The 23,281-nt window shown below is 63.9% G+C and carries 22 protein-coding genes; 6 read left to right on the forward strand and 16 right to left on the reverse strand.

Annotation, left to right across the window (positions count from 1 at the left end):
* Positions 1 to 26: 26 nt before the first annotated feature.
* Genes C8J43_RS01945 through C8J43_RS01965 form a run of 5 tightly spaced genes read right to left on the reverse strand, consistent with a single transcriptional unit; the run spans position 27 to position 3,926 of the window.
* Positions 27 to 317, reverse strand: a complete 291-nt coding sequence (locus tag C8J43_RS01945) for a plasmid stabilization protein (RefSeq protein WP_133029514.1) — start codon at positions 315 to 317, stop codon at positions 27 to 29.
* 48 nt (positions 318 to 365) lie between these two features.
* On the reverse strand, positions 366 to 947 hold the full coding sequence (locus tag C8J43_RS01950; protein ID WP_060527275.1) for an ABC-type transport auxiliary lipoprotein family protein: 582 nt from the start codon (positions 945 to 947) through the stop codon (positions 366 to 368).
* An 8-nt stretch (positions 948 to 955) separates the two neighbouring features.
* Positions 956 to 1,921 carry an MlaD family protein gene (locus C8J43_RS01955; RefSeq protein WP_056055046.1) on the reverse strand — a complete coding sequence of 322 codons (966 nt, stop codon included), beginning with the start codon at positions 1,919 to 1,921 and terminating at the stop codon, positions 956 to 958.
* The gene (locus C8J43_RS01960) at positions 1,921 to 2,817 is read right to left on the reverse strand and encodes an ABC transporter ATP-binding protein (protein ID WP_060527276.1); all 897 of its coding nucleotides are present in this window, start codon (positions 2,815 to 2,817) and stop codon (positions 1,921 to 1,923) included. The genes C8J43_RS01955 and C8J43_RS01960 overlap by 1 nt, the downstream gene beginning before the upstream one ends.
* Positions 2,817 to 3,926, reverse strand: a complete 1,110-nt coding sequence (locus tag C8J43_RS01965) for an ABC transporter permease (RefSeq protein WP_060527277.1) — start codon at positions 3,924 to 3,926, stop codon at positions 2,817 to 2,819. Before C8J43_RS01965 ends, C8J43_RS01960 begins: the two co-directional genes overlap by 1 nt.
* A 161-nt stretch (positions 3,927 to 4,087) precedes the next feature.
* Here C8J43_RS01965 and C8J43_RS01970 point away from each other — a divergent pair, with 161 nt between their 5' ends.
* Entirely contained in the window at positions 4,088 to 4,795 is a 708-nt protein-coding gene (locus C8J43_RS01970) for an HAD-IB family hydrolase (protein ID WP_243645367.1), read from the forward strand.
* An 8-nt stretch (positions 4,796 to 4,803) separates the two neighbouring features.
* Here C8J43_RS01970 and C8J43_RS01975 read toward each other — a convergent pair whose 3' ends face one another.
* From C8J43_RS01975 to C8J43_RS01995, 5 genes are all read right to left on the reverse strand, one after another.
* A complete protein-coding gene (locus C8J43_RS01975) occupies positions 4,804 to 5,727 on the reverse strand; it encodes a DUF4435 domain-containing protein (protein WP_133029515.1) in 924 nt (307 codons plus the stop codon).
* Positions 5,728 to 7,098: an AAA family ATPase gene (locus C8J43_RS01980; RefSeq protein WP_165899523.1), complete on the reverse strand. Its 1,371-nt coding sequence runs from the start codon at positions 7,096 to 7,098 to the stop codon at positions 5,728 to 5,730. It abuts the gene before it with no gap.
* A gap of 406 nt (positions 7,099 to 7,504) precedes the next feature.
* Positions 7,505 to 8,773 (reverse strand): DUF445 domain-containing protein, encoded by a 1,269-nt coding sequence (locus C8J43_RS01985; RefSeq protein ID WP_165899524.1) that lies wholly within the window; start codon positions 8,771 to 8,773, stop codon positions 7,505 to 7,507.
* Positions 8,774 to 8,948: 175 nt separating this feature from the next.
* Entirely contained in the window at positions 8,949 to 12,206 is a 3,258-nt protein-coding gene (locus C8J43_RS01990; RefSeq protein WP_133029517.1) for an efflux RND transporter permease subunit, read from the reverse strand.
* A 4-nt stretch (positions 12,207 to 12,210) separates the two neighbouring features.
* Positions 12,211 to 13,401, reverse strand: coding sequence for an efflux RND transporter periplasmic adaptor subunit (locus C8J43_RS01995; protein WP_060527282.1), 1,191 nt, complete (start codon positions 13,399 to 13,401; stop codon positions 12,211 to 12,213).
* A 246-nt stretch (positions 13,402 to 13,647) separates the two neighbouring features.
* Here C8J43_RS01995 and C8J43_RS02000 point away from each other — a divergent pair, with 246 nt between their 5' ends.
* Positions 13,648 to 14,394 carry an SIMPL domain-containing protein gene (locus C8J43_RS02000; protein ID WP_133029518.1) on the forward strand — a complete coding sequence of 249 codons (747 nt, stop codon included), beginning with the start codon at positions 13,648 to 13,650 and terminating at the stop codon, positions 14,392 to 14,394.
* 122 nt (positions 14,395 to 14,516) lie between these two features.
* On the opposite strand, the gene C8J43_RS02005 is transcribed toward C8J43_RS02000, so the two are convergent.
* From C8J43_RS02005 to C8J43_RS02015, 3 genes are all read right to left on the reverse strand, one after another.
* Positions 14,517 to 14,774, reverse strand: a complete 258-nt coding sequence (locus C8J43_RS02005) for a GlsB/YeaQ/YmgE family stress response membrane protein (RefSeq protein WP_056055026.1) — start codon at positions 14,772 to 14,774, stop codon at positions 14,517 to 14,519.
* Positions 14,775 to 14,867: 93 nt separating this feature from the next.
* Positions 14,868 to 15,167: a DUF1153 domain-containing protein gene (locus C8J43_RS02010; RefSeq protein WP_056055024.1), complete on the reverse strand. Its 300-nt coding sequence runs from the start codon at positions 15,165 to 15,167 to the stop codon at positions 14,868 to 14,870.
* Positions 15,168 to 15,270: 103 nt separating this feature from the next.
* A complete protein-coding gene (locus C8J43_RS02015; RefSeq protein WP_231420839.1) occupies positions 15,271 to 15,510 on the reverse strand; it encodes a hypothetical protein in 240 nt (79 codons plus the stop codon).
* A 183-nt stretch (positions 15,511 to 15,693) separates the two neighbouring features.
* On the opposite strand from C8J43_RS02015, the gene mnmA reads away from it, so the two are divergent.
* The gene (gene mnmA / locus C8J43_RS02020) at positions 15,694 to 16,803 is read left to right on the forward strand and encodes a tRNA 2-thiouridine(34) synthase MnmA (RefSeq protein WP_133029519.1); all 1,110 of its coding nucleotides are present in this window, start codon (positions 15,694 to 15,696) and stop codon (positions 16,801 to 16,803) included.
* Positions 16,804 to 16,817: 14 nt separating this feature from the next.
* Positions 16,818 to 17,066 (forward strand): UvrB/UvrC motif-containing protein, encoded by a 249-nt coding sequence (locus C8J43_RS02025; protein WP_133029520.1) that lies wholly within the window; start codon positions 16,818 to 16,820, stop codon positions 17,064 to 17,066.
* A 123-nt stretch (positions 17,067 to 17,189) separates the two neighbouring features.
* Here C8J43_RS02025 and C8J43_RS02030 read toward each other — a convergent pair whose 3' ends face one another.
* From C8J43_RS02030 to pdxH, 3 genes are read right to left on the reverse strand one after another with little or no spacing between them, the layout of a single operon-like run.
* A complete protein-coding gene (locus tag C8J43_RS02030; RefSeq protein ID WP_133029521.1) occupies positions 17,190 to 17,981 on the reverse strand; it encodes a PhzF family phenazine biosynthesis protein in 792 nt (263 codons plus the stop codon).
* A gap of 37 nt (positions 17,982 to 18,018) precedes the next feature.
* Positions 18,019 to 18,966: a cation diffusion facilitator family transporter gene (locus C8J43_RS02035; RefSeq protein WP_133029522.1), complete on the reverse strand. Its 948-nt coding sequence runs from the start codon at positions 18,964 to 18,966 to the stop codon at positions 18,019 to 18,021.
* Entirely contained in the window at positions 18,963 to 19,541 is a 579-nt protein-coding gene (gene pdxH, locus C8J43_RS02040; RefSeq protein WP_133029523.1) for a pyridoxamine 5'-phosphate oxidase, read from the reverse strand. The genes C8J43_RS02035 and pdxH overlap by 4 nt, the downstream gene beginning before the upstream one ends.
* A gap of 110 nt (positions 19,542 to 19,651) precedes the next feature.
* On the opposite strand from pdxH, the gene C8J43_RS02045 reads away from it, so the two are divergent.
* The gene (locus C8J43_RS02045; RefSeq protein ID WP_133029524.1) at positions 19,652 to 20,533 is read left to right on the forward strand and encodes a Ku protein; all 882 of its coding nucleotides are present in this window, start codon (positions 19,652 to 19,654) and stop codon (positions 20,531 to 20,533) included.
* A gap of 192 nt (positions 20,534 to 20,725) precedes the next feature.
* Positions 20,726 to 23,257: a DNA ligase D gene (ligD, locus tag C8J43_RS02050; protein ID WP_133029525.1), complete on the forward strand. Its 2,532-nt coding sequence runs from the start codon at positions 20,726 to 20,728 to the stop codon at positions 23,255 to 23,257.
* Positions 23,258 to 23,281: the final 24 nt, after the last annotated feature.

Consider the following 23,281-nt stretch of genomic DNA (forward strand, 5'->3'; position numbering starts at 1 on the left):
GATCGCTTCGATGATGCGCTCCAACGTTACCCCGCCTTCTTCCGCCGGGTCTCCCAACCCTTCTTCGCAGCCGCAGACTTCGCCGCATCGCTACGCCCAGCCGCCTGCTTCCCGCCCTCATGCGAAGACGCCTGCGTATCGGGTTTGCCGCGACCCGAGCCGGATAGATTGGCCCCGCCCGAATCCTTATTCACCGTAGCCCAGGCTCGCGCCTCGGCCTCCTTCCCGGGAACGCCGCGCTCCTCATAGCCGTCCGCGATATGCGCGGCCTTGCGCTTCTGCTTGTCGGTATACGCGCTCTTGTCGCCCTGTGGCATCGTCGCTCTCCTCGTCAGAGAGCGTCAACGCTCAGGCCGACGCGGCGTTCACCGACCGATCCAGTCCGCCACCTCGGTCGCGACCTGGTTCGCCGCCTGGTTGATCCCCGCCGCCGCCGATGCCGCATCGATCGTCGAGACCGGCACGCGCGCTTCGAAGCGGTGCTTCTCGACCGTGGCCTTCCCCGCGCGCGTCAGCGACGCATCGAACGTCACCACCGCCTGTCGCGCCGTCGCATCGAGCCCGAAGTTGCGCAGTTCGCCACCCAGCGACGCACCCGGATCGCCGACCGACTGCGCCGTCGACAACACGACCAGCCCGGTCCGCGCCGCCACCGTATCCGAAACCAGTCGCGCGAACAGCCGCGCTGGCGGTTCCGCCCACTGCGCGTCGGTCACATACGCGATCGAGGTCGGCGTCGCCTGCACCGGCACGCGCGCGGTCGCCAGCGACTGCGGCACGACCGGGACCTGGATCGTGATCGACTTCGCGGTCGCCGAATCCTGGTTCTGGCCGACCGGCACCGACGATGCACTCGTCAGCGTCAGCAGCGTGGGCGGCGGTTTCGCGCCGAAGCTGATGCACCCGGCAAGTGGCAGCATCGCGATCAGGATGAGCGGTGTCTTCATGGCGTGCCTCACTTACCCTTGTAATCCGGGAGCTTCTGCTGCCCGATCAGCGAACTCGCACCCTGCTGGTCGACCTTCTCGGCGACCGACGACAGCGCCGCGGCCGTCGTCCGCAGGTCGTGGACCAGACGGTTGGCCTCGGGGATCGTCGTCTTGGAGAACGCCTGCAACCCCGGCCGCGCATCGCCGATCGCCGAATTCAGCGTGTCGGCGCTCTGCTGCGCGGAGACGATCGCCTTGTTCAGGTTCGCCATCGCCGGCTTCACGTCCTCCGAGAGCACGCCGTTGGTGGTCTTGGCGAGCACGCCGAACTGCTGTGCGGCATCGCCCGCCTGCTGGATCGCGATCCGCGTCTGCGCCAGCGTCGCGGCGATTTCAGGACCGCGATCGGCGAGCGCATCGGTCAGGCGGTTCGTATTCGCGAGAATGCCCGCGATCGACGCCTGGTTCTTGTCGGTCAGCAGTCCTGTCAGCCGCTCGGTCAGCGTCGACAGTCGCTCGAGCAACTGCGGTGCAGAATTGAGAATAGCGCCCAGCCCGCCGAGCTTGGTCGGGATCACCGGCACGCCGTACGGGCATTCGGTCGGCGTCTTCGTCTCCGGGCAGCCGATCGCCGGCGCACCCTTGCGCGCGCCGTCGAGCGAGATTTGGCTGACGCCGGTAAACCCGACGCCCGAGATCGACGCGGTCGTACCCTGCAGTACCGGCGTGGCTTCATCGACGCTGATCCGGACGCGGACGAACTGCGGATCGTTCTTCCACAGCGAAATCGTCTTCACCTGGCCCGACGGCACGCCCGAGAACGTCACCGCGGACCCGCGCGCGAGCCCGTCGACCGACTGACGGAAGAAGATGTCGTATTCCTTCTCTTCCTTGCCGCCTAGCCGCGCGATCCACACCGTGAACAGCGCCAGCAGGGCCAGCAGGATCAGCACGACGGCGCCGACTAGGACGTGGTTCGAACGGGTTTCCATCAGCGCGTCCTTGCTTCTTTCTCGGCGTATGTCGCGTCGGCGTCGTCCGGCGCGGACTGCTTGGACTGGACTTCGGTAGGATGGGCATCCGCGATCTGGTCGGCGCGCTCGTGCGCCTCCTGCGTCGCGACCGCGGCACGGCCGCGTGGCCCCTTGAAATATTCCTCGATCCACGGATGATCGAGCGCGATCAGCTCGTCGATCGTCCCGACCGCGATGACCTTCTTGTCCGCCAGCACCGCGACCCGGTCGCAGATCGCATACAGCGTATCGAGGTCGTGCGTGATCAGGAACACGGTCAGCCCCAGCGTCTTCTGCAACGACTGGATCAGACCGTCGAACGCCGCCGCACCGATCGGGTCGAGCCCCGCGGTCGGCTCGTCGAGAAACAGCAGTTCCGGATCGAGTGCCAGCGCGCGTGCCAGCCCGGCGCGCTTCTTCATGCCACCCGACAGCTCGGCGGGAAACTTGTTCGCGGCGTCCGCGGGCAGCCCGGTCATCACCACCTTGTACGAGGCGATCTCGGCCAGCAGCGCCGGGGACAGATCGGGATAGAATTCACGCAACGGCACTTCGACGTTTTCCGCGACCGTTAGCGTCGAGAACAGCGCGCCACCCTGGAACAGCACGCCCCAGCGCTTGCGGATCTCGGTGGCCTCGGTTTCCTCGCGGCCGATATTGGGCTCGCCGAACACGGTAACCTCGCCGGCGACCGGCATCTGAAGGCCGATGATCGAGCGCATCAGGACCGACTTGCCGGTGCCCGAGCCGCCCACCACGCCGAGGATCTCGCCACGCCGCACGTCGAGATCGAGCCCGTCGTGCACGACCGAGTCGCCGAACGCGTTCTTCAGCCCCTTCACGGAGATGATGATATCGTCTTGCTTGCGCGGCATCAGTCCCAACCCAACCAGGTGAAGAACACCGCGAAGAACGCGTCGAGCACGATCACCAGGAAGATGCCCTGGACCACCGCCGACGTCGTACGGAGACCGACCTGTTCGGCGTCCGACTCGACCTGCATGCCCTGGAAACACCCGGCGATCGCGATGATCGCGCCGAACACCGGGGCCTTGATCAGCGAGATATACAGATCGGTGATCGGCACGACCTCGCGGATGCGCGCGATGAACGTCACCGGCGGGATACCGAGCTGGATCCAGCACAGCAGCCCGCCGCCGATGATCGCGATGATCGACGCGTAGAACCCGAGCAGCGGCATCATCACGATCGCAGCGAGCACGCGGGGCAGCACCAGCGCCTCCATCGGCGACACGCCGATCGTCCGCATCGCGTCGATCTCTTCGGTCAGCTTCATCGTGCCGAGCTGCGCCGCGAACGCCGAGCCCGAACGTCCCGCGACCATGATCGCGGTCATCAGCAAGCCGAGTTCGCGGATCGTCAGCCGACCGACCAGATTGATCGTGAAGACCTCCGCGCCGAACTGCCGCAGCTGGACCGCGCCCTGTTGCGCGATGACCATGCCGATCAGGAAGCTCATCAGCCCGACGATGCCGAGCGCGGCGACGCCGACGACCTCGAACCGCTGGACCACGGCATTGAACCGGAAGCGGCGCGGGTGGCGGATGACGCTGCCGAACGCGATCGTCGTCGCGCCGAGAAACCCGAGCAGGCCGAACATCGTCTTGCCCGACAGCACGACCGCGTCGCCGATCTCGCCGACCACGCGGGAGAGTGCGCTGACCTTGGCGGGCTTCGCTGCGATCGGCTGATCGGAGGCGACGACCTGGTCGAACAGCGTCTGGTCATCCGGGTCGAGCCCGTCGATCGTCGCATCGTTGCGCGCGGCGAAGCGGTGAACGACCCAGGCACCGATCGTATCGATCCGGTCGACGCCGCTGAGATCGACGTGGCGGACGGACGACGCATCGATCTTTTCGAGTCGATCGGGCAGATTGCCGATCGTGGCCAGCGACAGATCGCCGGTAAACCGAAGCGTGCCGGTATCGGCACCGTCCTGTTGGAAATCGGCCATCGCGCTCATCGGCCGCACCTTTGCGGCAAACCGACTGGATCGGCAAGGTGAATGCGGCGTAAGTCGTGACGATGACTATTTCTTCCCCGGCCCCCTCGCCCCCCACCTCGACCGGGCACTCGACCGCTCCCTCGACTGCCAGTGCCTCTCCCTCGGCCGAACCGGCAACCATGCCGTCGACCGCGCCCTCGACCGCGCCGGCGATCCGTCTCGCGATCTACGACATGGACAAGACGATCACGCACGCGCCGACCTGGACGCCGTTCCTGCTCCACACCGCGAAGAAGGGCGGCGCACCGTGGCGGCTGGCGCTCGTCCCGTTCGCCGGAGTCGCCGCGCTCGGCTATGTCGGCAAGCTGATCAGCCGCGGCCGGCTCAAATACCTGATGCAGCGCTTGATGCTCGGCAAGCGCATGACGCCCCCCGAAGAACGCCGCGCGGCCGAAGCCTTTGCCGACCGCGTGATGCGCGACGGCGTCTTCGCCAGCGCCCGCGCGCAGATCGAGGCGGACCGCGCCGCCGGCTACCGGCTGGTGATGGCGACCGCATCGTACCGATTCTACGTCGAGGCGATCGCGCGGCGACTGGACTTCGACGCGGTGATCGGCACCGAGAGCCTGCGCGACCGCGACGGCGTCCTGCTCGCCGGGATCGACGGCGAGAACTGCTACGGCCCGGCCAAACTGCGGATGATCCAGGCCTGGATGGACGGAGAAGGCATTGCCCGAGACCACGCCCACATCCGCTTCTATTCCGACCACGTCTCGGACGCCCCGACCTTCGAATGGGCCGACGAACCCTTCGCGGTGAATGCGCATGGGCCTTTGCGGTTGTTGGCGAAGGCTAAGGGTTGGCCAATGCCGGACTGGGAGCGGTAGCTCCCTGACTATAATTCTAATCGTTTTTGATAAAATTCATGAAGTGACTTTGGGATAGTGGCGCGACCTCCAAGAACCTCAAATATGCGCCCCTCTCGAAGCGAGCTTGGTATCCTGACCGCTCGTCCACCCGCCTGCTTCCGGCGATCACTAGTCTCCTGAAGCGCCGTTAGCAGGGTGACCTGTAAAAACCAGATATCGTACTTGCCGCGCACCCAGCACTTTGCCGACGGCAGGTCTAAAACTCGCCTCCAATTTATCACAGATGCTAACGACGGCTCTCGTCCGTTTGAAACCACCTTTCGCTTAAACTCCGCGAAGCCCGAGCGCGTTAACGATGGCCCGTCACCCGACATCGTCACGATTCCTTTCAGGCCGTTAGTGTTCTGCAGATTTGGCGAACAATCACTTTGCTTCGCTGCAAGGATCCACGCGACAAGCGGTCTAATCTGTTGGTAAAACTTTTTGAAGTTTAGCGATATACTTTTCGTTATCCGTGCGAACTCTGGATCGGCTCTTGAAATTCGGATGACATCCTCGACCAATATAGAGCCGGATTCTGGTGTAGCAACGTGGTTTTCAATTGCGTAATAGTCCGTGATATAGGTATTTTCATCAATATCGACTTGCGTGCCTAGGTAGTCATCATAATCACGGTCAACAAAAAATAGGCATCCTGTTGTGTCGTATCCTTCGCTCTTTACCGACTCACGAACTTCAATGACATTTCGCTTGCCACCACAATCGTAAATATGAGGGGTTCTTCCTAAAGTATAGCGCCTGGCCTCGGGCATATAAAACAAACTGTCTTCTTCGCCCTCGAAAAAGAAATGAAGAGCTCCATTTGACGGATCATACAAGATCCTAAACTGATGAAGTGCGACAATGTCCGAGCTTGCCTCTTCTAGCAGATAGGCGGCGTAGTCCTCCACCTACTTTGCTCCCACCGTGTGGGTTGTCTTACGCCGTAAATCGACAGCCGAGGATTTTAACCTATTTTGGTAAATGAACGGACTGTGCGTCACAGAAAGAATAAAGCTGCAATTTGCGGAATCTAGAATATCCGTCAGAAATCTCTTCTGCCAAGGCACAGATAGTGACAATTCGGGTTCGTCAATAATGACAATTTGCCCTTCAGCATTATCGAGATATAGATGAGAAAAGAGCGATACTACTTGCTTTTCACCAGAAGAAAGTAGACTTAAGTCGATTGGCCGGCCGTTGTCGTCAACGATTTCAACTGTAAATTTTGTATCATCGTATACTATCTGCTTCGACGGTTTTAGGTAAGCGTTACAAACTTCTACAAACGAGGCAATATCTGTTTCTTGAGCAGAAATATCCGCACTGGCACTCATCAAACGGGTAAAGTAATGCGCTAAATAGAGGTCATTCACCTCCATATCGACACGCTTTTTGCCTTTCATTTCAAGAATTTTAGACCTCAATAGTTCTTTGTCTTCTCCAGATAGAAATTGCTCGCTAACTCTACCCAATATAACCGATAGTCCGTTTTCATCTAGACTTGAAATTTGCCCTGGCGAGTATTGATCCGCAGTACCCTTAATGACGTCTCGTAGATAGAGGCCGGATAGATCATTGAACTGTGACAAAGAATAATCTCGTAAGAATCTACTTTTTTTATCGATATTTGAGCGAACATCCTCCATGCCAAAACTAACTAAGTCAACGTAATGCTTAGCTGAACGTGTAAAGGTAAATGGAGAATTGGCATGCGACGAGGCACGCAATCGGTCCTCAAGATCTGGAAATATCTCTTTAAGGTCTTTTTCTATTCGCCGATATGTTGGTAAATAGAGAGATCGTCCGGGAAACTTATCAGCAAGCTGCCTTTCAACATTGATACGTGGAGCGGAAAATATGTCCTCTTCCTCGTATGTCGAAAAGCGCCTGAAAACAGACATTTGTAGGTGCTTAACTTCATCAGTAGAAATTCTAAGAGCATCTGAGAACTTCTCGCGTGCCTTTGGCCCTAGTTTTCTAGACGAGACAAACTCTTCAAATAGTCCAAGTGCACGAAGGCTTTCCATGTGCATGGAAACCCGTGAAGAAGGCGCAAAATTTGCTACAACCTTTTCTAGCCGCGATAAACCGGTGATGTCGTCGCGAGCGGCTCTGATTTCCTCATCACCAAACCAAAGTGCGACTTCAGAGAAGCTGTAATCTGCGAGCCTTCCCCATTGCCTCGATACAAAAAAATAAAAGATATTGGTAACGCTGCTCTTACCGATGCCATTGGGGCCGACCAGGATTAGAGCGTCGCTATCAATTGGCAACGTCACGTCGCGTGTTCCGAAAAGGCCCTTGATCTCGAACTTAGTCGGTCTCTGCATTCTTGCCTCACATTTTGACTTAATTCTACCAGCCTAAAGCGGATATACAGGCCCGTCGATGGCTTACGTTGCGGTGCCATAAAAGGCTGCATCGCAGCGGCGGCTCGCAGTCACTTGTAGATGATCCAATTCAGTCTGCGAGAGTTCGTTGCGCCAACAACTCGTTGTCGGCTCGGCGACTGACTGAGGATTCTCACAATGGCGTTCTGGAAGACGTAATTGATGTGTGGAAGGATTTTCTGAGGTCAGGTGGCCGCCCAACGAATGTCCGCTTACCTTTGACGACCGACCAATAGCGACCGGTTCGGTTCCCTTTCCAACTCAGCCATTCGATGTTGGTAAACGCCGTCCCCCGTCACAGCAGCACATCGACGCTGTGGATCATCAGGCCGACCAGTCCGCCGACGATCGTGCCGTTCACACGGATATATTGCAGGTCGCGGCCGACGGCGTTTTCCAGGCGGCGGGTGATCGTGTCGGCGTCCCAGCCGCGGACCGTTTCCGAGACGAGCTTGACGATGTTGTCGCCGTAGTCTGCGGCGGCGCCGACAGCGGCGCGCCGGACGAAGCGGTTGATGGTGCGGGACATGCGGGGATCGTGCTGCAATGTCTCGCCTAATTGACGCAGGATGTCGCCGAGCTTGCCCGCCATCGCACGCTCCGGATCGCGCGCGATCGCGAGTAGCGCGCCGCGTGCCTGCTCCCAGAGGCCGTCCAGCCAGCGCTGCATCGCCGGATTGTCGAGCAGGTCGTTCTTCATCGTCTCGACGCGCTCGCGCATCCGGCGGTCATATTGGAGATCCCAGGCGAGCCGATCGAGTCCCTCCTCCGCCTTCAGCCGCAGCGGATGCTCGGGGTCCTCGGCCATCTCCGCGAGCAACCGGTCGAAGCCGCTGATGAGCTTGTCCGCGACGGTCGTGTCGAGCCCGGTCCAGCGCAGGATCGACCCCGCCTTGTCGTGGACCATCGCGCGGACGAGGTGGTCGTTCGCGGCCAGCGTCTTCGCCGCCCAGCGGATCGCGCTTTCGAGCAGCGGCGCGTGGCGGCGCTCGGCGATCGCGGCCTTGAGCAACTGGCCGAGGATCGGCGAAACTTCCGTGGCGCGCAGGCGGGCGCCGATCCCGGCCTTGACCATCCCGCCGAGCCGCGCAGGATCGAGACCCTCCAGCACCTGCGCAACTAGTTTCGAGGCGCCTTGGCGAAAGCGCCCTCCTGCCCCCTCCGGCGCATCGGTCAGCCAGCGTGCGATCGCACCCGCGACGTCGAGGCGGCGGGTTCGCCTAGCGATGACGACGGGGATCAGGAAGTTCGCGCGGAGGAACTGCGCGAGCGTGTCGCCGATCCGGTCCTTGTTGCGCGGCACGATCGCGGTGTGCGGGATCGGCAGGCCGAGCGGATGCCGGAACAGCGCGGTCACCGCGAACCAGTCGGCCAAGCCACCGACCATCGCCGCCTCGGCAAACGCGCGAACGAAGGCGAACGCGGGGTGCACGGGGATCAGTGCGCGGCTGACGAAGAACGTCGCGGCCATCAGCACGAGCAGGCCGGTGGCGACGATCCGCATACGGACGAGAGCAGCCGGCGGAGCTTCGCCGATCGGGCGCGTGCGGGGTAAAAGCGTCATACCCGAAACAATCCCTCAACACGGGGATAGTTCAAGTCGGTTTCGCCGACCGGATCCAGGTGCGGCACGATCATTGCGATTCCGGTCCGTCAGACCCCATCGTTGCGAGCGCTCGTGCCGGACAAGGTCGAACTGCCATCCCGGCGTTCAATGGCTCACGACCGGAGCGGGCGCATCACTCGGCTGGCTGCGTGCCGTCGCCGAGCTTGGGTGTCGCCGGCCCGAGCCGCGGTCCGGGCGAATGCGGCCCGGACAATGGCGGGCCCGACGGATGCGGATCGGCCAGGCCGATGACCTCGCTGCCGTCGTCGCCGGGGCGGTAGGTGAGCAGGCTGCGGCCGAGGCGCGGCCCGATATACCGCTCGATCCCGACCGCGAGGCTGAACGCCGCGGGGACGATCAGCAGCGTCAGGATGGTCGACAGGACGAGTCCGCCGATCACGACGATGCCCATCGGCGCGCGCCACGATCCGTCGCCGCCGAGCGACAGCGCGGTCGGGATCATGCCTGCGACCATCGCCACCGTGGTCATCACGATCGGCTGCGCGCGCTTGTGGCCGGCATCGACCACCGCGGTCCAGACGTCGACGCCCTTGCCCATCTCCTCCAGCGCGAAGTCGATCAGCAGGATCGAATTCTTCGCGACGATGCCGAGCAGCATGAGGATGCCGATGAATACCGGCATCGACACCGGATTACCCGTCGCCCACAGCGCCAGCAGACCACCAAGCGGGGCCAGCAACAGCGACCCCATGTTGACGAACGGCGGCAGCGCGCGGCGATACAGCAGCACCAGCACCGCGAACACGAGGAACGTGCCCGCGATCACGGCCAGGATGAAGTTGTTGACCATCTCCGCCTGGAACTTCGACTGGCCGAGCACGAGCCTGTTCACGCCGGTCGGCAGGTTCATCATCGTCGGCAGCGCGTCGATCTGCTTCTGCGCGACGCCCGAAACGATACCGGGGGCGAGATCGGCGCCGATCGTCAGCTGACGCTGTTGATTGACGCGGTCGATCTTGGTCGGGCCCGAGCCGAGCGTGATCTCGGCCACTAGGTTGAGCGGCACCGAGCCACCTGTCGCGGTCGACACCGGCAGGTTCTGAATCGTCGACAGCTCGCTGCGGGCACCCTGATCGAGCGCGACGCGGATCGGAATCTGACGATCCGACAGCGAGAAGCGCCCCGAGTTCTGGTCGATGTCGCCAAGCGTCGCGATCCGGATCGCGGACGACAGTGCCTGCGTCGTCACCCCGAGATTGGCGGCGAGATCGAAGCGCGGCTTGATGACGATTTCCGGACGCTGCAGATTGCCGGCGACGCGCGGCGCGACCAGCGTCGGCAGCCGCGACATCTCGGTCACGATCTTCTGCGCGGTCTCGTCGAGCAGCTTGGGATCGTCACCACCGAGCGTCACGCTCATGTCGCGCGTGCTGCCCCCCCAGCCATTCTGCGAGCGGAACGAGACGCGGGCATCGGGGATCGCCGCGAGCTGAGGCGCGAGGCTGCGCTCGAACTCCGTGCTCTTCATCTTGCGGTCGTCCTTGAGCGTCGCGGTGACCCGCCCGGCATTGACCGAGCCGTTGGCGCCGCTGCGCGCATAGACCGACTGGACGTCGGGCTGCGACCCGATCAGTGCCGCGACCTTGGTCACCACCGCCTCGGTCTGCGCGAGCGTGGTGCCCGGCACCATGTCGATCACCGCCATCGACGTGTCGCTGTCCTGCGCGGGCTGGAACGTCATCGGCAGGACGCCGAACATGACGATCGTCAGCAGGAACGCGAAGACGCCGAGCCCGAGCACCCAGAAACGGTGGTCGAAGACACGGCTGGTAAGGCGGCGGAAACCACCCCGAGCGGCGGATGCCTTTGCCCTGCCCGTCTCCAGCGTCCATTTGAGCGTGGCCATATAGCCGTCCATCAGCATGCCCTCGCCGTGCGTGGCGGGGCCGGCGGACTTGAGGAAATAGGCGGCGAGCATCGGCGTCACGAGTCGCGCGACCGCAAGGCTCATCAGCACCGACGCAACGACGGTGAGGCCGAAATTCTTGAAGAACTGTCCCGAGATACCCGGCATCAGGCCGACCGGCAGGAACACCGCGACGATCGCCATCGTCGTCGCCAGCACCGCGAGACCGATCTCGTCGGCGGCATCGATCGACGCCTGATAGGCGGACTTGCCCATCCGCATGTGCCGGACGATGTTCTCGATCTCGACGATCGCGTCGTCGACCAGCACGCCCGCGACCAGACTGAGCGCAAGCAGCGTCATCTGGTTCAGGTTGAAACCGAGCAGATCCATGAACCAGAAGGCGGGGATCGCCGACAGCGGGATCGCCAGCGACGAGATCACCGTCGCGCGCCAGTCGCGCAGGAACAGGAACACCACGATCACCGCGAGCACAGCGCCCTCGATCATCGCGTGGATCGCGCTCTCATATTGCTCTTCGGTGTATTTGACGCTGTTCGAGCGCAGCACGAAATGCACGTTCGGGTTGCGCTTTTCCATTGCCGCGAGCTTCTTCACCGCTTCGTTGAAGACGGTGACGTCGGACGAACCCTTCGAGCGCTGGAAATCGAAGCTGATCGTCTGGCGACCGTCGATCGCGGCGCGGCTACGCTGTTCGGCATAGAGATCGCGGACCTGCGCTATGTCGGCAAGGCGCACGGTGCGGCCGTTGCCGACGCTGATCTGGGTCTGGGCAAGCGCGACCGCGTCCTTGGCGTTGCCGAGCACGCGAACCGACTGCTCGGAACCGGCGATTTCCGCGCGACCGCCGGCTGCATTCAGATTGACCTGGCGGATCTGATTATTGACCTCGCTCGCGGTCAGACCCTGGCTCTGGAGCTTGAGCGGATCGAGAATGATGCGGATTTCGCGGCTGACGCCGCCGTTGCGGTTTACCGCGGCCATGCCGGGGACCGACAGCAGTTCCTTGGCGACGTTGTTGTCGATGTACCAGCTGAGCTGTTCGACCGTCATGTCCTTGGCGATCACCGAATAGCTCGCGAGATCGTTGTCGGTGGTGTTCGCGCGGAACACCTGCGGTTCGAGTATCCCCTCCGGCAGGTTGCTGCGGATCTGCGCGATCGCATCGCGGACGTCGGTGACGGCGCGGTCGATCGGCGTGCCGATGCTGAGCTGGACGACGGTCTGCGACTGGCCTTCGGTCACGGTCGAGGTGATCTCGTCGATACCCTGGATCGATCGCACCGCGGCTTCGACGCGTTGCGTAACCTGCGTCTCGAGTTCGGTCGGCGCCGCGCCCGGCTGGCTGATGACGACGATCGCGATCGGGAAATCGATGTCCGGATCGTTGTTCACGTCCATCCGCATGAAGCTGACGATGCCGGCCAGCGTCAGCGCCAGGAACAGCACGATCGGCGGCACCGGGTTGCGGATCGCCCAGGCCGAGATGTTGCGGAAGTTCATGCGATCAGCTCGCTTTCTTCGTGACCGGCTTCACCTTTTGTCCGGGGGCGAGGAATCCGCCGGCGGACAAAACAACGCGTTCGGACCCGTCGAGCCCGCTGAGAATCGTCACGCCCTCGTCATAGACCTGACCGATCTTGACCGCGCGGCGCACCGCCTTGTCGTCGGCGCCGACGATATACACGAAGCTGCCCTTCTCGTCGCTCTGCAACGCCGAATCGGGAAGCAGTGGCGCCTGAGTCGCCCCGCCGACGATCGTCGCCGCCGCGAAACCACCAGGACGCAGCGCAGGATCGTACTTGACCGCGATCCGCGCGATGCCCTGGCGGCTCTGCGGGTCGATCACCGGCGAGACCTGCCACACTTCCCCCGGAAAACCCTGAGTCGTGCCGACGGGCACGACGGTCGCGCGCGCACCGGGATGCAGACCGGCGAGATCGGATTCGCTCAACTGCGCACGCATCTCCATCTGGCCCGCTGCGGCCATGCGGAACAACACGCCCGTCCCGGCACCGACGACCTGACCCGATTCGACGCCGCGGGTCAGGACCAACCCGGCGGCGGGCGCGCGGATGTCGAGCCGACCGTTGCGCGCGCGCGCTTCGCCGAGCGACGCCTGCGCGACCTTCACGCGGGCGGCGGCGGCATCGCGCGTCGCGGCCTTGCGCTGGAGGTCGGCCTTCGAGATGAACCCGCGATCGACGAGCTGCTGCGCGCGATCGAGTTCGGCCTGCGCGATCGTCTCGTCCGACCGCGCGACGTTGACCGACGCCGCCAGCGACGCGGCGGTCTCGGTCTGGACCGAGCGATCGACCGTCGCGAGCACCTGGCCCGCCGCGACCCACTGGCCCGGCTCGACCAGCACGCGTGTGATCATCCCGCCCTCGCCCGCGACTCCGACCGGCATCTCGCGCCGTGCCGCGATCGTACCGGTGGCGGAGATCGTCCGGTCGACGATCTTGCGACCGGGCACGACCACCGAGACGGTCGGCACCTGCTCGATCACCGGGCCGGCGGCGGCCTCCTTCTTCCCCGACTTGAATGCGACCACCGCGGCGACGATCGCCAGCACGACGAGGACGGCGATGATGATGTTACGACGGCGATGCGATGGCGCGGTGTAATCCGGCAGGGCCAGCTGCTCTTCGCTCTCGCTGGCGCCGAGGTGACCCGCCATCTTCGTCTCGTAATTCATGCGCGTCACAATCCCCATTTCGACCGGTCTTGTTTCGACCCGCTTCGCCGTTCGCACGCTGTGTTATCTGAATAAGTCACCATGCTCAAGCCCTTCGACGAGCATGGAACGAAGACATGCTTCGAATTCGATCTATTCGCAATGCGGTGCGAAGAGTTTGGCGGTGCGAATAGTTTGCACGACGTTCAGCTTGCGTTGACCTGATCCGCGCGACACGCACACCAGTAGTTACCTGGGAGAGATATCATGAAGACCGCCTCGTTCCTTGCCGCCCTTGCCGTCGTCGCCGTGCCGGGGGCCGTCCTGCCAGGCGCCGCGCTTGCGCAGGCCGCACCGACCACGGTCGAGCCGATGGTGCCGGCCGCGGGCACCGTACTCGACGTGACCGCCGAGGGCCGCACGACGCGCGTGCCCGATCTCGCGACGATTCGCGCAGGCGTCGTGTCGCAGTCGTCGACCGCCGCAGCAGCGCTGACCGACAATGCGCAGCGGATGGCGAAGGTGCTCGCCGCGCTGAAGCGCGCGGGCGTGGCGCCGCGCGATATCGCGACGTCGTCGGTGCAGCTTTCGCCGCAGTATCGCTACGCGGACAACCAGCCACCGGTGATCACCGGCTACCAGGCGACCAACACCGTCTCGATCCGCTTCCGCGACGTGGCGAAGTCCGGCACGATCCTCGATGCGCTGGTGGCGCAGGGCGCGAACCAGATCGACGGGCCGAACCTGTCGATCGACAAGCCCGACGCGGCGCTCGACGAGGCGCGGACCGATGCCATCGCGCAGGCCAAGCGCCGCGCCGATCTGTACGCCAAGGCGGCGGGGCTGCGGGTGTCGCGGATCGTCTCGATCGCCGAATCGGGCCAGGATGCGGGTGGCCCGGCGCAGCCGATGTTCATGATGGCCCGCGCGTCGCTGGCCAAGGACAGCACGCAGATCGCGCCCGGCGAGAAGGATGTGACCGTGACGGTGTCGGTGCGGTTCCTGCTGAACTGAAGGTCTGCGATCCTCCCTCGCGAGGGGGAGGATCGCGACCGATCGGGCGACGATCGCCGCGCACGAAAAAGGGCCGCCCGGTTGCCCGGACGGCCCTTCGTTTCGCGTGACGAGAGCGAAGCTTAACGAACGCTGCCGCGACGGACGAGGTTCACAATCGCGAGCAGGATGACGGCACCCACCAGCGACACGAGGAACGAGGTCAGCGTCAGCGGTGCGCTGTTGATCGACCCACCCGACAGGATCAGGCCGCCGATGAACGCGCCGACGATGCCGACGACGATGTTCAACAGGATGCCCTGCTGCGCGTCGGTGCGCATGATCATGCTAGCGATCCAGCCGATGACGCCGCCGATGATCAGCCAAAGAATGAGACCCATTGTATTTCCCTCCGTTTATCCCGTTGCCGGGGCGATGGCGGAAAGACGTGCGAGCGGCGATATTTGTTCCGCCCGCGTTTTGAGTTTTGCCGCTCAATACTTCTGCTGGCGCTCGTACAGCGATTTATAGTGCTGGATGCGGGTGACGCGCAGGCCGGGCATCCCCGAGCGATCGATCGCGCGCTGCCAGCTGGCGAACTCCTCGACGGTCAGGCCGTAACGGGCGCAGACGTCGTCGACGCTGAGCAGCCCGCCATTCACCGCAGCGACCACCTCGGCCTTGCGCCGCACCACCCACCGCGTGGTGCCGGGCGGCGGCAGCGTGTCCAGCGTGAGTTGCTCGCCAAGCGGCCCGATGACCTTGCCGGGACGGATTTTCTGGTTCTCGATCATTTGAAACCTCTGATCGGGGCGGGGGGCCCCCTCTCGATACGCACACGCGAAAGATAGTCGCTAGATTTGAAGATCGGCTGAAACGCCGCAGTAAACAGCATCTTCATTCGTCCTTCCACCGGATTAAGGCCTTTGCCATCGGACCGTTGAAGGCCCCGTGGAGCGGCGCGAACAGCGTCGCATCGACGGTCGTTCGCACGAACCCCGCCTGCACCGCCGCCGTCGGACTCGCCGCCTGGCGGGCGGCGATGCCCACGATCAGGACAGCGAGCTCACCGGGAAGAACGGTAAGCTCGGCATCGCGATCGAAACGGGAGAAACTCAGGTCCAACGGGATACTCACGACAACGTCTGGGAGGCCCGGTGTAGCGCAAGGGGGTGAATGGACCGTAAAACGTCGTGAAAGACTTCGTGAACCTGTCGCTTTTTTCCAATCGCTGGTCGCGTTTTCCGTTCGCTTCACCCTGATCCACGTCAATCGCCGCATCTTTTTGCAACCGCACGCCGTCGCGCTTATGTGATGGCGATGGATCAGACCGATTTTCAGCTCGGGCGGGACACCGCCGGAAAGCGCATCGTCGTGGCGATGTCGGGCGGCGTCGACAGCTCGGTCGTCGCCGCGCTCGCGCATGCCACCGGCGCCGAGACGATCGGGGTGACCTTGCAGCTCTACGATCACGGCGAAGCGGTCGGCCGCGCGGGATCGTGCTGCGCCGGCCGCGACATCCGCGATGCCCGCGCGGTGTGCGACCGACTCGGAATCGCGCATTATGTGTTCGATCACGAAACGAGCTTCCGCGAGCAGGTCGTCGACAAGTTCGCCGACGAATATCTGGCGGGACGCACGCCGATCCCGTGCGTCCAGTGCAACATGGGGCCGAAGTTCACCGACCTGCTGAAGCTCGCGCGCGATCTCGGCGCGGATTGCCTGGCCACGGGACATTATGTCCGGCGAGTCGAGGGCGTACACGGCGCCGAACTTCACCGCGGGGCGGATCCGGCGCGCGACCAGAGTTATTTCCTGTTTGCGACCACGCAGACGCAGCTGGATTACCTCCGCTTTCCTTTGGGGGGACTGCCCAAGGCGCGGGTGCGGGAGATCGCGGCCGAACTCGGGCTCGGCGTCGCGGCCAAGCCGGACAGCCAGGACATCTGCTTCGTGCCGGATGGCGATTACGCCGGGCTGGTGAAGAAGCTGCGGCCCGAGGCGGCGGAGACGGCGGGCGATATCGTCGATCTCGGCGGCACTAAGCTCGGTGAGCATCGCGGGCTGATCCACTTCACCGTCGGCCAGCGCCGCGGGCTGGAGATCGGCGGCAGTCCCGAGCCACTCTATGTCGTGCGAGTCGAGCCCGCCACGAAGCGAGTGGTCGTCGGTCCGCGGCGTGCGCTCGCGGTCGAGGCGGCGCGGATGACGGACATCAACTGGCTGGGTGGCGACTTCACCGGGCCGGTGACGGCCAAGGTACGGTCGATGGCCAAGCCCGTCCCTGCCCGTCTGGTCGGCGACCGCGTGGTGTTCGATGCGCCGGAATACGGCGTCGCGCCGGGGCAGGCTGCTGTGTTGTATGCAGGCGAGCGCGTGCTTGGCGGCGGCTGGATTTCGGACACCGAGGCGGCACTCGTAGCCGCCTGACGCGTTCAGGGCGGATGGATATCGAAGATCTACGCCGCCAGATGGAAGCCGCCGCCGCCGCGATGGATTTCGAGACCGCGGGAAAGTTGCGCGATCAGATCAGTGTGCTCCGCGGTGGCGGTGAGGTTGCGGATACCATGGGGCTGACGCGGCAACAGCCCGGCGCAATGGGGCTCGGGACGAGCCAGCAGCGGATGACGCCGCCGCCGGGCTGGGTGAAACCGAAGAAGCCCGATCCGATGACCAAGGGGCGGAAACGCTAGGCCCACACGTCATCCTGACGAAAGTCAGGATCCAGGGTAACAACCGACGACGTTCGTGCTCTGGGTCCTGACTTTCGTCAGGATGACGGGCGGTGTTGGCTGCGCGTGCGAACACCGCCCCGCTCAGGGCAGCAGGAACGTACCTTCGATCGTCGTCACGCATGATCCGCCGAGCACCACCCGATCGCCCTCAAGCCGGCACGTCAGCTTTCCACCGCGCGCGCTCGCCTGATACGCGGTGAAGCTGTTCCCCAAAATCGGCGCCCAATACGGTACCATCACCGCATGCGCGGCGCCCGTCACCGGATCCTCGTTGATCGCGTAGTACGGCGTGAAGACGCGGCTGACGATATCCGTAGCCTCGCCCCGCGCCGCGACGATCGCGACGATCGGGAATGCAGCCAGCGCGGCGAAGTCCGGCTTCAGGTCGCGCACCGCCGCCTCGTCCTCGACGATCACGAGCGCATAGCCCTTGTCGTGCCACAAGGTTTCGATGGGCTCGCCGACGTTCAGCGCCGCGACGATCTCCGGGATCGCCTTCGGGCTCGGCCCCCAAGCCGGCAATTGCAGCGTGTAGGCGCTATCCGCCCGCGCGACCTCGAGCATCCCAGCCTGCCGCGTCCGGAACCGCACCCGGTCAAGCGCGGTGTCCGACGACAGCACGAAATGCCCGCTCGCCAACGTCGCATGACCACACAAGGCCACCTCTGCCCCCGGCGTGAACCAGCGCAGGTCGAAATCGACGCCGTCGTCGTCTGATGCGACGATGAATGCGGTCTCGCTGAGATTATTCTCCTGCGCGATGTTCAACAGCACGGCGTCGTCGAGCCAGGCTGACAGCGGCATCACCGCGGCCTGGTTGCCGCCGAACGGCCTGTCGGAAAACGCATCGATCTGTGCGAACGGTATTCTCATGCCTTAAGCCCCTTAGACGCGCGTGCCGAACCCCGGTTCAAACCCGCTTGCCGAACCAATGCGGCGTCACGTCCGCCTCGACCAGCGGATTGTCGGTGTCGACATGCCCCTCGGGATCGAGATGGATCAGCACCTCGACCTTGGGGAACGCAGTGCGCAGGTTGCGCTCGACCGCCTCGACGATGTCGTGCGCGCGCTCCACGGTAAGGTCGCGCGCGACCTCCATGTGGAACTGCGCGAAATCGTGGCTGCCCGAGCGTCGCGTGCGGAAATCGTGGATACCGCGGATACCGGGCTGGCGCGCGGCAACATCAAGGAATTGGGTGCGCAGATCTTCGGGCCATTCCTTGTCCATCAACTGGTCGATCGCGTTCGACGACGCCTGGAACGCGCCCCAGGCGAGCCACAACGCGATGACGATGCCGAAGATCGGATCCGCGCCGCTCCACCCGACATATTGATCGAGCACCAGCGCGACGATCACCGAGCCGTTGAGCAGCACGTCCGACTGGTAATGGACGTTATCCGCGAGGATTGCGACCGAACCCGTCTGGCGGATGATGCGGCGTTGATAGGAGAGCAGGAACACCGTGGCGACGATCGCGATCACCGACACGCCGATGCCGAAATCGGCCCCGGTGGTCGGCTGCGGATCGCCGAACGCAAGGATCGCGCGCCACGCGATGCCGACCGCCGACGCGGTGATCAGCATGACCTGGAACAGCGCGGCGAGCGCCTCCGCCTTGCCGTGGCCGAAGCGGTGGTCGTGGTCGGCCGGCGTCGCCGCGAGCCGCACGCCGTACAGCGTGACCAGCGACGCGAGCAGGTCCAGCGCGGTGTCGGCCAGCGATCCGAGCATCGCCACCGAACCCGTCGACCACGCCGCAAAGCCCTTCAGCAGCAGCAGGAAACACGCCATCGCGACGCTGGCGAGCGCCGCGCGGGTTGCCAGGGGTATGACCCTGCGCCGTTCGTCCTGCGTCATGGGAACAACAGCCCTTCGCTCCAGTTGGCGTTTTCGCGCGTGAACAGCCGCCGTTCGTGGAGCCGATGCGCACGGTCCTGCCAGAACTCGATCCGCGTCGGCGTGACACGGTAGCCACCCCAATGCGGCGGCCTTGGCACGTCCTGGCCTTCGAACTTCGCGGTCATTTCGGCAAAGCGCTGCTCGAACGTCTCGCGGCTGTCGAGCGGCCGCGACTGTTCCGATGCCCAGGCGCCAAGCTGCGAATCACGACCACGTGAGGCGAAATAGGCGTCCGACTCTTCGTCCGTCGCCCATGATACCGGACCCTCGATGCGGATCTGACGGCGCAGCGACTTCCAGTGGAACAGCAGCGCACCCTGCGGATTGGCGGCCAGCTCGCCTGCCTTGCAGCTTTCGCGGTTGGTGTAGATCACGAAACCGTCCGGCCCATGACCCTTCAACAGCACCATGCGCACCGACGGCCGCCCCTCGGCATCGGCCGTCGCGAGCGCGACCGCGTTCGGGTCGTTCGGCTCGGACTGCTTGGCTTCGGCATACCAGCTGTCGAACAGCGTGAAAGGATCGTCTGACATGTCGCGCGCCATAGCGGGATTTGGCGCGGAACGAAACTTTGGAACGACTCTACCGTGCCGATGATTGACCCAGGTAATCGAATCGTTTCCGCAACGAAGGAACATCCAGGGTGGCAGCGCGCGCGTATTGGCAGGGGCAGATCCGTCTCGCCCTCGTCTCGATCCCGGTCGAAATCTATTCCGCGACGAAATCCGGCGCGGCGGTGTCGTTCAAGCAGATCCACGAGCCATCGGGCCAGCCGATCCATTACGACAAGGTCGTTACCGGCGTCGGCCCGGTCGACGCCGACGAGATCATGAAGGGGTACGAGGTCTCGAAGGGCGAATACGTCCTGTTGGAGCAGGATGAGATCGATGCGGTGAAGCTCGAGTCGAAGAAGACTCTGGAGCTGACGCAGTTCGTCGATGCGAGCGAGATCGACGTGCTCTATTACGAGAAGCCGTATTTCGTGGTGCCCGCGGACGATCTCGCGGAAGAGGCGTTCATCGTTCTGCGCGAGGCGTTGAAGCGGACGAAGAAGGTCGGGCTCGGCCAGCTTGCGATGCGCGGGCGGGAATATGTGGTGAGCCTCAAGCCGTGCGGACGCGGCATGGTGCTGGAAACGCTGCGGTACGCCGACGAGGTACACAAGGCGCAGGGCTATTTTCGGGATATTCCCGATGACAAGCCGTCGGAAGAACTGCTCGAACTGGCGGAGGCGCTGATCGGGAAGCGGAGTGGGGATTTCCACCCGCAGGAGTTTCACGATCGCTATGTCGATGCGCTGAAGGACCTGATCGAACGCAAGCGCAAGTCGAATGGGAAGAAGATCATCGAGGAAAAGGATACGGGCGGGAAGACGGGGTCGAACGTGGTCGATCTGATGGCGGCGTTGAAGAAGTCGATGGAGAAGAGCGGGGGGAGGGCGGAGAAGGCGCCGGCGAAGAAGGCCCCCGCCAAGCGCGCACCGGCCAAGACGGCTGCCAAAGCTCCTGCGAAGAAACGTGCGTAACGCTTCTCCTTGTTTCCCCGCGAAGGCGGGGACCCAGACTGGGCTCCCGCCTTCGCGGGAGAACAAACTTGTTGAGGTTGCCACCCCCTGCCCCGTCATCCCAGCAAAAGCTGGGATCTCCCCGTTGCAAACCATGCCCCTGCCGCGCGAGGTCCCGGCTTTCGCCGGGATGACGAAGACGGAACGCTATTAATGGCCACGCCCCCAGATCCCCTAGCCCTCTACAATGCCAAGCGGAACTTCACGAAAACCGCCGAACCTGCGGGCACGCTAGCCCCCGGCAACGGCAATTCGTTCATGGTCCAGAAGCACGACGCGACCCGCCTTCACTGGGATTTCCGCCTCGAAATCGACGGCGTCCTGAAAAGCTGGGCGGTCACCCGCGGCCCCAGTCTCGACCCCAACGAGAAGCGCCTCGCCGTCCGCACCGAGGACCACCCGCTCAGCTACGCCACCTTCGAAGGCACCATCCCCGCGGGCGAATATGGCGGCGGCACGGTGATGCTGTGGGACCGCGGCACATGGTCGCCGATCAAGGGCAAGTCCGCCAAGGACCTCGACAAGGGCCACCTCCACTTCGTTCTCGAAGGCGAACGGATGAAGGGCGAATGGCTGCTGATCCGACTGAAGCCCCGCGCCAAGGAAAAGCGCGAGAACTGGCTGCTCCGCAAGATCGACGACGCCGCGGCCGGCGGCACCGACACGCTGGTCGAAGAAGCGCTGACCAGCGTCTCGACCGGCCGAACGATGGTCGAAATCGAGGAAGGCAAATCCTCCCCGGCACGGGGAGGGGGACCAGCAAAGCTGGTGGAGGGGGCGGGCCACAAAAGCACCGCTGGCAATAAAGGTATCGCCAGCGGCAAGCCCCCCTCCACCCCCGCGAAAGGTCGCGGCGGTCCCCCTCCCCGTGCCGGGGAGGAATTTCAGGACCTCCAACTCTGCACGCTGGTCGACGCCGTCCCCACCGGCTCCGCCTGGCTCCACGAGGTAAAATACGACGGCTACCGCGCGCTGATCTCCATCGCCAACGGCGCGGCCAAGGTCTTCACCCGCACCGGCCTCGACTGGACCGACAAGTTCGCCGCAATCGCCGCCGCCGCCGCGAAACTCCCGGTAAAATCCGCGCTGATCGACGGCGAGATCGTCGCGTTCAAGGACGGCCACCCCGATTTCTCGACGCTGAAGGACGCGATCTCCGCGGGCGACGACATGACGCTGTTCGCGTTCGACCTGCTCGAACTCGACGGCGAAGACCTGACCGGCCTCTCCAACCTCGATCGCAAGGCGCGGCTGCAGCCGCTGATCCCCGAGAACGAGGACCGTCTCCGCTACTCCGACCACGTGATCGGCGCAGGCGAGCAACTGTTCGAGACGATGTGCCGCGAGGGCCTCGAAGGCATCGTCTCGAAGCGCGCCGACGCGCCTTATGCCGGCAAGCGGACCAAGGCGTGGCTCAAGGTCAAATGCACACACCGCCAGGAATTCGTCATCGTCGGCTGGCTGCCGTCCGACAAGAAGCGTGGGTTCAAATCGCTGCTGCTCGGCGTGCGCGAGGGTAAAGGCTATCGGTACGCGGGGAAGGTCGGCACCGGGTTCGACCAGTCGTTGATGGACGAGATTCGCGACAAGCTCGACGCGCTCGACCGCAAGACGCCGACGGTCGAGGCCCCCAAAGCGGCGGTCCGCGGCGCGAAATGGGTGACGCCGAAACTGGTCGCGGAGGTCGCGTTTGCCGAGGTCACGCCCGACGGCGTGCTGCGCCATTCGAGCTTCATCGGGTTGCGCGAGGACAAGGCCGCGAAGGACGTCGTGGCCGAGACGCCCGCCCCGCTGCCGGACGTGGAGGAGAGCGCCGCGCCCACAACCAGCATCAAGGTCAGCAGCCGCGACCGCGTGATCTTCGACAAGTCGGACGTTACCAAGGGCGATCTCGCGGACTATTACGTCGCCGTCTCGGGGATCATGCTGCCGGTCGCGGGCAACCGCCCGATCAGCCTCGTCCGCTGTCCACAAGGCCGGTCGCGCGCGTGCTTCTTCCAGAAACACGACGCGGGAAGCTTCGGCGAGGCGGTGCATCAGGTGCCGATCCGCGAAAAGGACGGATCGACCGAAGACTATCTCTATGTCGACGACGCGGACGGGCTGGTCGCGTGCGTGCAGATGGGGACGATCGAGTTCCACGGCTGGGGATCGTCGAACGCGACCTTGGAGAAGCCGGACCGACTGATATTCGATCTCGACCCGGACGAGGGGCTCGACTTCGGCGATACGAAGAAGGCGGCGGAGCATCTGAAGAACCAGTTGGCGGAACTGGGGCTGGTCAGCTTCCCGATGCTGTCGGGGGGCAAGGGCGTGCATGTGGTTGTGCCGTTGACCCCCGAGGCGGAATGGCCTGCCGTGAAGGACTTCGCGGATCGCTTCGCGCGGGCGATGGCGGGGGCGGATCCCGAGCGCTTCGTCGCGACGATGGCGAAGGCGAAGCGGAAGGGGCGGATCTTCATCGACTGGCTGCGCAACCAGCGTGGGGCGACTGCGGTGATGCCGTACTCGGCGCGGGCGAGAGCGGGGGCGCCGGTGGCGGCGCCGGTGTCCTGGACCGAGTTGCGGGATATCGAGACTGCGGCGCGGTGGGGTGTGAGGGATGGGGCGGAGTTGATCGCGCGCGCGGGGTCGCGGGCTTTGCAGGGTTGGGGAGTAGCAGATCAGGTGCTGCCGGATTTGTGAGCGGTTCACTCCACCAGCACCACC

Origin of the sequence: Sphingomonas sp. PP-CE-1G-424, from assembly GCF_004341085.1 — a bacterium.
Lineage (GTDB): Bacteria > Pseudomonadota > Alphaproteobacteria > Sphingomonadales > Sphingomonadaceae > Sphingomonas.